Here is a 12,183-nt window from a genome sequence, read left to right as displayed (position 1 = left end):
TTGAAGGCCTCGAAACTTCATTCCCCAGTCAGTATTCCGTCCACTCGAAAGCCGCCATAGGTTCATATAAAAACCATGGATATCAATGGCTTGAAATTTCATTGAATATTAGAAAAAGCCGCTGGCACGCCGGCTTCAAGGCCAAAATCCAAAACTAGCAGAAACTTTTTCGGACACAAGACGGCTACTTGAGCGGAATATAGCCAATCACACTCAAGGCTATTTCCAATAAACCTGGCAAATCATTGTAGATATAACGATCTGCAACTAATTCGACCCTATTTCCCACCCCGACTTAACAAACAATTAGTCTTGTTATCTTTGCACTGCTGCGCAAATTGCCAATCGTTATATCGGCCTGGAGAGTTTTTTGACCAACGGTAGTCCTCTCAAGCACCGCTGGCAAAACGCTCGCGATAACTGCCTGGGCTGATACCGATGCGTTCGCGAAACAACCGGGAGAACGAACTCACATCCAGGTAGCCGACCTGGACCGCGACCTGGTCGATGTTCTGGTCGCTCTGCTCCAGCAGCACCTTTGCCGCATCCAGTCGCAGGTTCTGCAGGTAGTTCAGCGGCGTGCTTTCCAGGGCCGCCTTGAAACGCCGGACGATGGTCTTCTCGCTCACGCACAGGGCCTGGGCCATGTCGCTCATGCGCACCTCGCGGTGCATGTGGTTCTGCAGCCACTGCTGCGCCTGGCTGACCAGCGAGTCGTTGTGCTCGCGGGCGACCAGCAGCGGCAGGAAGGCGGCCTGGCTGTTCTGGCTGACGTCGATGAGCATGGTCCTGGCGGTCTGCCGACTGACCAGTGGCCCGGAAAATCGCTCGATGATCCGTACCGCCTGCAGCAGGTAGGACGCTTGCGCACCGGCGCAGACCAATCGCTCGGCCTCGGTCAGGATCGGCTGCGGCTGCAGGTCCACCAAGGGAAAACACTCACGGAACTGGCGCTCCAGCCACCAGGTGGTGGTGGCCGTGCGCCGGTCGAGCAAGCGGCTCTGGGCCAGGAGAAAGGTCCCGGTGCAATTGGCGGCGATCCAGGCCCCGCCCCGCCACTGGCGTACCAGCCAGGCGCTGACCGCTTGTTCGCGCTCCAGCAACTGGTCGAAGGCGCGCGCGCCGGCGTAGTGGATGCTGGGGATGAACACCAGGTCGTAACGGCTCCTGGAGCTGATCTTGCGGGTCTGGAGGCTCAAGCCGTTGCTGGTGGTGATCGATCCACCAGCGCGGGAAACGAAGTGCCAGGTATAGCTATCCAGTCCGTCGTCCTGGCGCCGCAGGTGGGAATTGGCCACTTGCAGGATATCGGCGAAGCCGGTGGCACTGGAGGCGTAGCAGCCGTCGAAAGTGAGGATGGCGGCGCAAGGCATGCTGTCCGATCTCGCATAGAAATTGTCTTTATAGACAATATACAGCGCCAGGGCCGCTGCCTAGAGTGTCGCCACCGCAGTTTCCCTCAAGGATCGGATAGCGCTATGACTCAAGCATTTCCTGAAATCGTGGTGGCCGGTGCGGCCCGCACCGCCATCGGCAGCTTTGGCGGCGCGCTGCGCGACCAGCCACCCTGCGACCTGGCCACCCTGGTGGTGAAGGAAGCCATTGCCCGCGCCCAACTATCCCCGGCCCAGGTGGGCCAGATCGTGCTGGGCAATGTGCTGCATACCGAACCCCGGGACATGTACGTATCCCGCGTGGCGGGCTTGCAGGCCGGCATGGACCAGGCGTCCACGGCCCTGACCGTGAACCGCTTGTGCGGTTCGGGCTTGCAGGCGCTGGTGAGCGCGGCCAACGCCATCAGCCTGGGTGATTGCGAGATCGCCATCGGTGGCGGGGTCGAGAACATGAGCCGCTCGCTGTTTGCCGTGCCCGCCGCCCGCTGGGGCGCACGCATGGGCGACAGCCAGTTGATCGACATGATGACCGGCGCTCTCAATGATCCGTTCGGCGCCGGCCCCATGGGCATCACCGCGGAGAACGTCGCCGGGCAGTATGAAATCTCCCGCGAGGAACAAGACGCCTTCGCCCTGGAGAGCCAGCGCCGGGCCACTGCGGCCATTGCCGCCGGGCACTTCCGGACGCAGATCGTGCCGGTCCAGATCACCACGCGCAAAGGCACGCTGACCTTCGATACCGACGAATACCCCAAGGCCGACGCCAACCTGCAAGCGCTGGCCGGGCTGCGGCCGGCGTTTCGCAAGGACGGTTCGGTGACCGCCGGCAACTCCTCGGGAATCAACGACGGCGCTGCCGCCTGTGTGCTGATGTCCGCCGCCGCGGCCCAGCGCCAAGGCATCAAGCCGCTGGCGCGGATGCTCGGTTATGCGGTGTCCGGGGTCGATCCGGCGGTGATGGGTACCGGGCCGATCCCGGCGGTGCGCCGGGTGCTGGAACGCACCGGCCTGGCCCTGGAGGCCTTCGACGTGATCGAGTCCAACGAAGCCTTTGCCGCTCAGGCGCTGGGAGTCTGCCGGGGCCTGGGCCTGGACCCGGCGCGCACCAACCCCAATGGCGGTGCTATTGCCCTGGGGCATCCGCTGGGCGCCAGCGGCACCATCCTGGCCATCAAGTGCATCTACGAGTTGCAGCGCATCCAGGGTCGCTACGGCCTGGTCACCATGTGCATCGGCGGCGGCCAGGGCATTGCCGTGGTCTTCGAGCGCCTCTGAGGTTCCTGGCGCCGGGCAGCGCGGTGAAGCCAGGGCGGGCCTGATCCATAGGATTGTCCCTATGCGTCACCTGCCCTGATGCAGGTGGCGTCCTGGTCATTCGAACGATCAGTCATGCCGATCCTGAGTATCTTCTTCGCCAGCACCTCCCCGCATCGCCCCGGGCAACTGGATGCCTGGTTGCCGCAGCACCTTTGGCGCGTCGGTGCTGCCGGCCTGCCGCTAGACGCTGGCGCAGCTTTGCGGGTCAATCGACGGCATGCACCCGGGTCCGGTTGCGGCCCTCGTGCTTGGCCCGGTACAGCGCCTGGTCGGCCAGGCTGACCCAGTGTTCCAGGGAGGCCTCCTGGTCGACCTGGACCATGCCGATGCTGACGGTGGACGCCAACTCCCCCCCAGGCAGCGCCAAGCGGTGCGCGCTCCAGCATTCGCGCAGGCGCTCGAGCAAGGCCAGGGCCTGCTCGCGATTGGTCTGTGGCAGCAGCAATACGAACTCCTCGCCGCCATAGCGAGCGAACAGGTCCGTGCGCCGGACCTGGCTTTCGCAAACCGCACTGAAGGCCTTCAGCGCCTGGTCGCCCACCAAGTGGCCGTGGTTGTCGTTGATCCGCTTGAAGTGGTCGATATCCAGCATCGCCAGGCACAACGAACGCCCCTGTCGACGGTCCTGGGCCAGCTCGAGCTTGGCCCGCTCGATGAAGGCCCGTCGATTGAGGGCACCGGTCAAGGCGTCCTTGGCGGCAGTCTGGCGCAGCTCCTGCTCCAGGGACTTGCGCCCGCTGACATCGCGGATCTCCGCCACCTGGGTGCCATCGTCGAGGGCCGCGACGGTCAGTTCGGCGGCGAACTGGCTGCCGTCGCGGCGTACCGCCACTCGATCCAGCGGCACCCCATCGAACCGCCGCAGTTGTTGCTGCAGGTCGGCATCGGTTTCGAACAAGTGCTCCAGGGGACGCTCGTGGTAATGCTCCCGCTCGCAATCGAACAGGCGCTTGAGCACCGGGTTGGCATCGACGATCCGCCCGTCGCGGACGATCACCACGGCGGCGCTGGTGATGTTCATCAGGCGCTCGAAGCGCACCGCGCTGCGCTCGGCCGCCAGCAGGAAACGGCGCAGGCTGAGCAGGGTCAGGCCGAACAGGCAGAGGATCCACAACGGATAGCCAATGTTGAAAGCCAGCAGTTCGGCGGCCGCCTCCAGGCCTTTGCGCGGCCGCAGCGCCTGGAGCAGATCGAGGGCACCGCTGGCGGCTGCGCTCAAGGCCAGCAAACCGAACATCAGCGCGGCGAAGATCCGTACGCTGCGCAGCCGGCGATCGCCCGGCAGGCACAACAACGCACGACAGGCCAATGCCCGGACGAAGGCACTGACGAAGGTGTACAAGGCCACCACCAGCTCGGCTTCCAGCGGCTCGCCCAGCCAGTGCCACAACAGCCAGGGCACGGCGGTCAGGCAAACCGCCGGCACCAGCCACCAGGGCGCAGGACGCTCGAGGAAGCGGAACACGCCGATGACCAGCACCGCCTCCCCCGAGGTCAGCAGGCTGTAGCTCAACACGTTGTACGCCAGCTCCGCCGAGTGGCCACCGAACAGCAGCAGCAACTGGCCCAGCCCCACCAGCAGTATGCCGAAGGTCCACAGGCCGGGTCCCGGATAGGGGCGCGAGTAGTACCACAGCGCCAGGCAGATGATCGCGCTGGCGACCAGGATGTTGGTACCCAGCAATAGTGGGGAGAACAGCAAGGCATTCATGGCGTTGGGGAGTCCGGAAATCGAAGGGGCCGACTGCCGTGATGGCGGACAGCCGCCAGTGACGCCTGGGACACCAGGGCGGCCGGAGCTTCTCGATGCACGGGGTCAAGGCAGGGGCGCGATCATGGCTGGACCAGCACCTGGCGTTGCCTAGGGGTTTTCTGCCGGGCACGTCCGAACTTTAGGTGCCTGGGGTAAAAATCCGCCCGCCGGTTGCCGGTCGGGCGGAGCCTGGGTTGACGGTCCCTGCCCCGGCCTTCAGGCAGTCAATGGGCAATCATCGACAGGGCCCGGATCAACTGCGCCAAGTTGCGCTGGCCGTCGGCGGCCAACCGGACGCCGGGGCGGTAGCGCAGGCTCGTTGCCCGCTCCTCGGCCTGTGGTACCGGACGAGACCAGGCCGGGGGCTGGAGCTGATATGGGCCGGGGGCGCGGGCCAGGTCAGCGGATTTCAACGACGCGGCATAGCCGACCCCGGGCTCCAGGCGCTCGAGCAACTGGAAGACACCGTCCAGGTCGCAGTCCAGGACCAGGGTCACGCCGGGGTAGGCCTGGGCCGGCGCAGCGCCAGCGCCTTGGGCAGAATCGTGTGGCTGATCGATCAACAGCCAGCTGCGGTGCTTGAAGCGCGCCCCCACCTCCTTGAGCAGATCGTTCCATTGCATGGCAGGTCCTCAACGGGCGGCAACCAGCACCGGGATCGCGTTGTTCAGGGAGAACGCCACCAGGAACACGGCCAGCCCCACGTCGATCTGCCGGGTGTACTTGAGGAACAGCGCCTTGACCGGCCCCTGGCCGAACAGCAGCGCCACCAGGGAGTACCAGGTGACCTCCAGGGTCGAGCACAGCACCACCACCAGTACCTTCTCGAGATCCGAGCGTGGCGAGGAAAGAAACCCGGCATAGATGCTGATCATGAAGGCGATGGTCTTCATGTTGCTGATGTTGGTGATCACCCCCACGCGATAGGCCTTGGTGAAACTGGTGGCTCCGGGCGCGCTGGCGGTCGGCGCGCTGGCAGTCCTGGCCAGCACGCTGCGGATGATGCTGTAGGCGATGTACAGCAGGTACAAAGAACCTGCCAGGGTGGCCGCCTTGGAGAATGCCGGATACTGGTCCAGCAGTACCGCCAGGCCCAACAGCGAGATGGTCGAAAAGAACACCCCGACGGTGCAGATGCCCAGGGTCGCGCCGATCCCCGTGGACACCGAGCCCAGGGAAGCGAAGCGACTGACGATGATGAAGTTGGGGCCCGGGCTGATGACCGCCAGGATATAGATCAATGCTGCGGTGAACATGGCAACTCCTTGTCATGGCGCGGCAGCCCGGCCGGGCTGCCGCCAGGGTGCGGGCTTCAGGCCAGCGCCGGCTCGGGTGAACGCAGTTCCTGGCCCGGGGCCAGCCGCTCCTGCAAGGCGGACAGGATGCGCTCCACCCGCAGCGAGATCAGGCTGAACGAGCCGGCATCGCCAAGCCCGTGGGAGCTCTCGCACAAGCCGTTGAGAAACACCGCCGGCAAGCCGTCCAGGGCCGTCAGGCTGTAGTCGCGGTTGACCACCAGGGCGCCCTGGCCGTCGCGGCGAAAACCCTGGTGATAGGGCTCCAGCAGCGGCGGATAGAGCTCGCCGTTCTCTTTATCGGCGATGTCCTTGAACCCGGTGGCCAGCACCAGTGCGTCCAGGGTGAGGTGCGAGGCCTGCAACTGGTTGACCTCGGTCAGTGCCAGCTCGACCTGCCCTGCCGCGTTCAGGCTGGCGCGCTCCACGGCGGTGTTGTTGAGGATGTGGATACGCTGCTTGCCCTGCAGCTTCTCTTCATGGATGCGCACGTACAGCGCATTGATCACATCGGCATCGGCCGAGCTGTAGTTGGTACCGCGCAACTGGCGGTCGATCCGGGCCTTGGCCTCGCTGGAGAGCGCGAAGTAGTAGTCGATGAACTCGGGGAAATACACCTTGTCGCTGAATGGGCTGGTGTCCTTGAGGCGAAAGCTGAAGCTGCGGTGCAAGGCGTAGATGTCCTTGTCGGCGAACCGGGCACTCAGATCGAGGACGATCTCCACCGCGCTCTGGCTGGAGCCCAGCACGCCGATACGCTGCACCTCGGGCGGCAGGTCGTGGATGCTCTCCAGGTAATGGTTGAGGTGGAATATGCGCGGGCCGGTCAGGCCCTCGAACACCGCGGGAACGTTCGCCGTGCGTCCGGTGCCCAGCACCAGGGTACGGCCATGGATCACCTGATGATCGTTGTAGGTCACCTTCCACAGGCGCTGGCCCTTGAGCTGCACCGGTTCGACCTTGCTCACCCGGGCCGAGGATTCGACGCTATCGAGGAAATGCCCGGCCACCCACTTGATGTATTCGGCGTATTCGCGGCGCAAGGGATAGGCCAGCGGCAGGTTCAGGTAGTCGAACAGGCGCCCGGTTTCCTTCAGGTAATTGACGAACCCGTAGTGGCTGCGCGGATTGCGCGGGGTGACCAGGTCACGCAGCGGGTTGTTCTGGATATCCGAGCCACTGAGCAGCATGCCGTCCTGCCAGTCCGGCTGGCGCTTGGCGTCGAGAAAACGATAACTCAGCGGCGATTGCGCTTCCTCCAGAGCGATGGCCAGGGCCAGGTTGGAGGGGCCGAAACCGATACCGACAATATCGTAAACAGTATCTGACATGGGAAAGCTCCTATCCTTGGGCATGTTTGAGTGGAAGGTGGTAATAGTGATAGTCACTGTTCTCGATGAAACCGAACTGCGTATATATATTCCGCGCCTTCGGATTATCTTCGGCGCCTTCGATGAAAAGTTGCTTGGCCTGGGTATCGACCCCCAACTTCCGGGCGGCATTCAATAGTGCCAATCCGGCCCCTGCTCCCCTTTGCTCTTCATCGACATACAAGTCGTTCAATATCCACAAGCGCTCCAGGGTGACACTGGAGAAACTTGGGAAAAGTTGGCTGAAGCCGACGACCCGCTGGTCGAGTTCGGCGACGATGATGATCGACTCCCCAAGAAAGAAACGTTCCAGGATGAAAGCCAGCGAGCGCGACAAGTCGCTGGCCTGGCCATAGAACTGGCGGTACTTGTCCAACAGCGGCGCAATGGCCTGGGCGTCGTCGATCGAGGCATAGCGAGTCAGGACCTGGCTCATGGCTCACTCCTCGCGACGTCGGCGAAGGCCTGCTCGAGAAGCTTCAGGCCCTGGGTGATCTGCCCTAGGCTGATGGTCAGGGCGGGCAGGAACTTGAGCACTTGATCGTCCACCCCCGAGGTCTCGATGATCAGCCCCAGGGCATAGGCCCGGGCGGCGATCTTCGGTGCCAGCCCCCGGTCCTGGAACTCGATGCCCCTGAAGAATCCCCGGCCCTTGAGCCGATTGGGCGCCTGGGCGGCGAAACCGGCAGACAGCTCCAGCAGCCCCTCGTGGAGGAACGCCGCCTTGGCCTTGAGCTCCTCGGTGAACCCCGACCGGCTCCAATAGTGGTCGATCACCGCCTTGCCAGTGACGAAGGCCAGGTTGTTGCCACGGAAAGTGCCGTTGTGCTCCCCCGGCTGCCAGATGTCCAGGTCCGGGGCGATCAACGTCAGCGACATCGGCAAGCCGTAGCCGCTGATGGACTTGGACAAGGTGACGATGTCCGGTGTGACCCCGGTGCCCTCGAAGCTGAAGAAGTCGCCGGTGCGGCCACAACCGGCCTGGATATCATCGATGATCAGCAGGCTGCCATGCTCCCGGGCTATGTCCCGTACCGCCTGCAGCCAGGCGGCGCTGGCGCTGCCGACACCGCCTTCACCCTGCACGGTTTCCAGGACGATCGCCGCGGGTTTGTCCACCCCGCTGCCGGCGCGCAACATCTGCGCCAGGTATTGCGAGGTGTCCAGGCCATCGCCGAAGAAGCCGTCGTAGGGCATGAAGGTCACGTTGTTCAGGTTGACCCCGGCACCGGCGCGCTTGCGCGGGTTGGCGGTCAGGGCCAGGGAGCCCAGCGACATGCCATGGAAGGCATTGGTGAAGGCCACCACGTTCTGGCGCCCGGTGTACTTGCGCGCCAGCTTGATCGCCGCCTCGACGGCATTGGTTCCCGTGGGCCCGGGGAACTGGACTTTGTACTGCAGGTTGCGCGGCGCCAGGATCCGCTCCTGGAAGGTGGTAAGGAAGGCTTTCTTGGCCGTGGTCTTGAAATCCAGGCCGTGGGTGATGCCGTCGCGGGCGATGTAGTCGAGCAACGCCGCCTTGAGCAGCGGATTGTTGTGCCCATAGTTCAAGGCCCCGGCGCCACTGAAGAAGTCGATGAAGACCTCCCCCGTATCGCTGGTCAGCGTCGAGCCTTCGGCGGTCTGGAAGGTTGCGGTGAAGTCCCGGCAATAAGAGCGAACGTTGGATTCCTTGAGTTCGAAGATATCCAGGGACGAAGGAACAGCAGGAACAGCATCTACCAGCAAGTGATTTAGCGTGGCCGTCATGTCAGGTACCGTTTATCGATCCAATGAATGGACTAACAACGGAAAGAGCGTTTCCTCAGTGGCCAGGTAGCGAATGCCGAGAAGGCTTCAATCCTTTGCAGTCCGGATTTAAGTTTCATCCAATGAAACATGACCCGCTCTGTTGGCCAGCAGGAACAATGACGACTTTCGAGTTGCAGGCTAACAGCCCTGATAACTCTGCGGAATAATTATAATTTCATATGCATATAATTTAACCCGCGCATATATAGCGACCTGCAATGGCTCGCGAAAATGACAGCTTGAAATCAAAGCGCCCCGCTGCCCTGCCGCCCATCCGGGGAAGCCTGGCGCTTGCCCTTGGCCTGGGTGCAGGTGCCGCGCCTGGGGCGCAGCACCTGCCTGCGGGGCTCAACCCACCAGCGACTTGCCGAAGATCTGCCGGGCGATGACCATACGCTGGATCTCGTTGGTGCCTTCGTAGATCTCGCTGATCTTGTTGTCCCGGTAGATCTCCTCGACCTTGTAGTGGCTGCCGTCCTCGGCCAGCTCGCGCAGGAAGCCGTAGCCGCCGAAGATCTGTACGCCATCGCGGGCCATGTCCCCTGCCGCTTCGGTGGCGTAGTACTTGGCCATGGCCGCTTCCGGCTCGGGAAACTCGGTGCCCCGGTCCATGCGCAGGGCTGCCTTGATATACAGGTTGCGCGCGTTCTCGATCTGGGTCGCGCGTTCGGCCATGCGAAATTGCCAATGCTGGAAGGCCCCCAGCTTGCGGCCGAAAGCCTCGCGCTGGCGCAAGTGGTCCGCGGCATGGTCGAAGGCCGCCTGGGCCATGCCGACCCCGGTGGCGGCGATCCCGATGCGACCGTAGGTCAGGGTCGCCAGCGCCGTGCGCAAGCCCTGGCGCTCCTCGCCGATACGCTGCTGGATCGGCACCTGCACATTATCGAAATGCACATCGGCGGTCAGTTGCCCACGGTTGCCCATCTTGCGGTCCGGCTTGCCGATGAGCACGCCGGCCTGGCTGGTCTCGACGACGATTTCCAGCATGCCATCCTCTTCGCTGCGACACAGCACCACGATGAAGTCGGCCACCGGGGCGTTGGTGATGAAGCGTTTCTGGCCGTTGATGATGTAGTGCTGCCCCTCGCGGCGGGCGGTGGTGGCCACAGCCTTGGGCGACAGATCGGTACTGGCCAGGGGCTCGGTGGTGGCGAAGGCGCCGATGGCGTCGCCCTGGATCACGGCCTTGAGGTAGCGCTCGCGAATCCAATCGCTGCCCTGCTCCAGGGTGCGCCCAGCGAGAATGCAATGCACGTCGAATACCGCGGCGATGGAGTTGCTGTGGTAGGCCAGTTCCTCACAGACCGTGGCCGTGGCCAGCACCCGGTCCTGCAGGCCACGGCCACCATCGCGGGCGGCGAAGGGAATCTGGAACAGGCCCTGGCGGGCCATGGCATCGAACACATCCCGGGGAAAGTTGACCACGCTCTCGTCGCGATGGGCGATGTCGTAGGCCCTGGGGGCGACGAATTCATCGGCGAAGGCGCGCACCTCGCGGCGAATCTCCTGGACCTCGGTCGAGGACATCAGGTCGTGGTAGAGCTCATCCGCCATGCGCTTGGGAAACATTGCCATCATTCACCTTTTTCTGGGTTGGGGAGCCACTGGCGTGACTGGCAGCGGCCCGGCGAGTTATCGGATAGCGGGCCGTTCACGGCCCGTGGAACCGGCGAGGCGGTTAGGCCGCACTGCCACAAGAGGGGATGACACCGTTGTACTTGAGGAAAAACTGGTCGGCGTGCTCGACGATGTCGCCATAGCGCCCGGAAAGGGCCAGGCGCATCATCTCGATCTGCAACTGCTCCTGGGCCAGCATGTAGTCCAGGAACGCGCCAGCCTGGGCCGGCCCCTGGTGATGCAGGCGCTCGAGCCAGGCCAGGTACTTGAGGGTTTCCTTGTAGGTGATCCGCAGCAACAGCCGCACCCCGGCCTTGGGCACCGAGGACACCAGCAGCGCCTTGAGCCGGGTCAGCGGCCCCGGTGCCACGTCCAGGCCCCAGTTGCGGGCCGCGGCCTGGTAGCGCGGGAGGTTGAATTCTTCCAGGTGCAGGTAGGTTTTCCAGAACGGCGCCTGCTCGCTTGCGGCCAGACGCCGGGCCATCCTGCCAATGGCCAGCAGGGCGAAGGCCCGATTGGCCAGTTCATGGCGAAACCCCTTGATGAACGCTTCGGACGGCATTACCACTCTCCACTGTCACGGCCGGCTACCGGCCTTTGCATGACGCCGCCCGCGCGGCGCCTTGGCCCTGGAGTCTATTGGCCGGAAAACGGTGCGGCTTGACCGGCGATGACAGCTGTTTGCCTTTGCATGTCAGCTCCCCCCGCACCCTCCCCAGGCCAGGGGCCGAGGACGCCAGCGCCACCGAACAGCAGTGCCTGGCCGGCGCTGCCAGGCAGCAACGCGGTGAGGTTCTGCCGGTCTTGGCGCTGCGTCACCGCAAAGCGTTCGACCTTCGGGTCCGATATCGCCACCACGCCGCCGTTGCCCACCAGCAATACCCTGCCATCGGCGAGCTGTGAGAGCGCGGTGAGCGCCTCGCCGGTGCCGCTGGGCAAAACCCGCCAGTGCCCACCGGCGCTATCGGAGACCAGCACCCGACCACTCATGCCCACCAACAACAGGCGGCCGTCACGCAGGCCCGCGCCGCTCCACAGGGAACCACTGGCGCCGGTATCCAGCGCCTGCCAGCTGGCGCCCTGGTCGCTGGAGCGATAGGCCTTGCCGGCCTCGGCGGCGATGAACAACTTGCCGTCCTGGCCGGCGAACAGATGGTTGAGGTGGAAGTCGTCGCCATCCAGTTCCAGGCGTTGCCAACTCTGGCCACCATCGAGGGTCCGGGCAAGATAGCCATAGGCACCGCTGACCAGCCCCCGGGAGGCGTTGGCGAACCACACGGAGAGCAAGGCCGGCTTGCCCTCGAAGCGCTGCTGCAAGCTCCAGTGCTCACCGCCGTCGGTGGTATGCAGCAGCACCCCGCCCTGGCCCACCGCCCAGCCCTGGCGAGCATCGATAAAGCTCAGCGCGGTGAGCAAGCCATCCACCGGTACCTCCTGGGACTGGCGCCAGGTCTTGCCGTCATCGGAGAGGATCACCACCCCATGGTCGCCAACCGCCACCAGGCGTTGCCCAGCCTGGGCCGCCGCCACCAGCGGTACCTGCTGCGGGTGATCCAGGGCGATGGCCGGGCTCGCGGCCCGGGCCCAGAGCGGCGCGGCCAAGCTCAGCAGCAACACCAGTGCACTACGCGAAAATCCATTCATAT

The 12,183-nt window shown here is 64.1% G+C and carries 11 protein-coding genes; 1 reads left to right on the top strand and 10 read right to left on the bottom strand.

The window, feature by feature from the left end:
- Positions 1 to 389 precede the first annotated feature (389 nt).
- Positions 390 to 1,373 (bottom strand): GlxA family transcriptional regulator, encoded by a 984-nt coding sequence (locus C4K40_RS15070; protein ID WP_053129779.1) that lies wholly within the window; start codon positions 1,371 to 1,373, stop codon positions 390 to 392.
- A 105-nt stretch (positions 1,374 to 1,478) separates the two neighbouring features.
- Here C4K40_RS15070 and C4K40_RS15065 point away from each other — a divergent pair, with 105 nt between their 5' ends.
- A complete protein-coding gene (locus C4K40_RS15065; protein ID WP_053129777.1) occupies positions 1,479 to 2,669 on the top strand; it encodes an acetyl-CoA C-acyltransferase family protein in 1,191 nt (396 codons plus the stop codon).
- Between the two features lie 247 nt (positions 2,670 to 2,916).
- On the opposite strand, the gene C4K40_RS15060 is transcribed toward C4K40_RS15065, so the two are convergent.
- The 9 genes from C4K40_RS15060 to C4K40_RS15020 form a co-directional block, all read right to left on the bottom strand.
- Positions 2,917 to 4,422, bottom strand: a complete 1,506-nt coding sequence (locus tag C4K40_RS15060; RefSeq protein ID WP_053129774.1) for a sensor domain-containing diguanylate cyclase — start codon at positions 4,420 to 4,422, stop codon at positions 2,917 to 2,919.
- Between the two features lie 266 nt (positions 4,423 to 4,688).
- On the bottom strand, positions 4,689 to 5,087 hold the full coding sequence (locus C4K40_RS15055; protein WP_053129772.1) for a hypothetical protein: 399 nt from the start codon (positions 5,085 to 5,087) through the stop codon (positions 4,689 to 4,691).
- Positions 5,088 to 5,096: 9 nt separating this feature from the next.
- On the bottom strand, positions 5,097 to 5,720 hold the full coding sequence (locus tag C4K40_RS15050) for a LysE family translocator (protein ID WP_053129770.1): 624 nt from the start codon (positions 5,718 to 5,720) through the stop codon (positions 5,097 to 5,099).
- A 56-nt stretch (positions 5,721 to 5,776) separates the two neighbouring features.
- Positions 5,777 to 7,090, bottom strand: coding sequence for a SidA/IucD/PvdA family monooxygenase (locus tag C4K40_RS15045; protein ID WP_053129767.1), 1,314 nt, complete (start codon positions 7,088 to 7,090; stop codon positions 5,777 to 5,779).
- A 10-nt stretch (positions 7,091 to 7,100) separates the two neighbouring features.
- Positions 7,101 to 7,565, bottom strand: coding sequence for a GNAT family N-acetyltransferase (locus C4K40_RS15040; RefSeq protein ID WP_022640982.1), 465 nt, complete (start codon positions 7,563 to 7,565; stop codon positions 7,101 to 7,103).
- Positions 7,562 to 8,821: a diaminobutyrate--2-oxoglutarate transaminase gene (gene ectB, locus C4K40_RS15035; RefSeq protein ID WP_031320538.1), complete on the bottom strand. Its 1,260-nt coding sequence runs from the start codon at positions 8,819 to 8,821 to the stop codon at positions 7,562 to 7,564. Before ectB ends, C4K40_RS15040 begins: the two co-directional genes overlap by 4 nt.
- Positions 8,822 to 9,268: 447 nt before the next feature.
- Positions 9,269 to 10,498: an acyl-CoA dehydrogenase family protein gene (locus tag C4K40_RS15030; protein ID WP_031320539.1), complete on the bottom strand. Its 1,230-nt coding sequence runs from the start codon at positions 10,496 to 10,498 to the stop codon at positions 9,269 to 9,271.
- Positions 10,499 to 10,598: 100 nt separating this feature from the next.
- Positions 10,599 to 11,099: a hypothetical protein gene (locus tag C4K40_RS15025; protein ID WP_022640985.1), complete on the bottom strand. Its 501-nt coding sequence runs from the start codon at positions 11,097 to 11,099 to the stop codon at positions 10,599 to 10,601.
- 74 nt (positions 11,100 to 11,173) lie between these two features.
- Positions 11,174 to 12,181: a YCF48-related protein gene (locus C4K40_RS15020; RefSeq protein WP_083456835.1), complete on the bottom strand. Its 1,008-nt coding sequence runs from the start codon at positions 12,179 to 12,181 to the stop codon at positions 11,174 to 11,176.
- Positions 12,182 to 12,183: the final 2 nt, after the last annotated feature.

Source organism: Pseudomonas sp. CMR5c (assembly GCF_003850545.1).
In the GTDB taxonomy this organism is placed as follows: domain Bacteria; phylum Pseudomonadota; class Gammaproteobacteria; order Pseudomonadales; family Pseudomonadaceae; genus Aquipseudomonas; species Aquipseudomonas piscis.
Note: the sequence above shows the minus strand (reverse complement) of the source record. Positions and strands in the feature narration are given on the sequence as shown.

Excerpts from the sequence above, each read along its gene's own strand:
- C4K40_RS15070 (WP_053129779.1), bottom strand. The coding sequence starts at position 1,373 with ATGCCTTGCGCCGCCATCCTCACTTTCGACGGCTGCTACGCCTCCAGT.
- C4K40_RS15065 (WP_053129777.1), top strand. The coding sequence starts at position 1,479 with ATGACTCAAGCATTTCCTGAAATCGTGGTGGCCGGTGCGGCCCGCACC.
- C4K40_RS15060 (WP_053129774.1), bottom strand. The coding sequence starts at position 4,422 with ATGAATGCCTTGCTGTTCTCCCCACTATTGCTGGGTACCAACATCCTG.
- C4K40_RS15055 (WP_053129772.1), bottom strand. The coding sequence starts at position 5,087 with ATGCAATGGAACGATCTGCTCAAGGAGGTGGGGGCGCGCTTCAAGCAC.
- C4K40_RS15050 (WP_053129770.1), bottom strand. The coding sequence starts at position 5,720 with ATGTTCACCGCAGCATTGATCTATATCCTGGCGGTCATCAGCCCGGGC.
- C4K40_RS15045 (WP_053129767.1), bottom strand. The coding sequence starts at position 7,090 with ATGTCAGATACTGTTTACGATATTGTCGGTATCGGTTTCGGCCCCTCC.
- C4K40_RS15040 (WP_022640982.1), bottom strand. The coding sequence starts at position 7,565 with ATGAGCCAGGTCCTGACTCGCTATGCCTCGATCGACGACGCCCAGGCC.
- C4K40_RS15030 (WP_031320539.1), bottom strand. The coding sequence starts at position 10,498 with ATGATGGCAATGTTTCCCAAGCGCATGGCGGATGAGCTCTACCACGAC.
- C4K40_RS15025 (WP_022640985.1), bottom strand. The coding sequence starts at position 11,099 with ATGCCGTCCGAAGCGTTCATCAAGGGGTTTCGCCATGAACTGGCCAAT.
- C4K40_RS15020 (WP_083456835.1), bottom strand. The coding sequence starts at position 12,181 with ATGAATGGATTTTCGCGTAGTGCACTGGTGTTGCTGCTGAGCTTGGCC.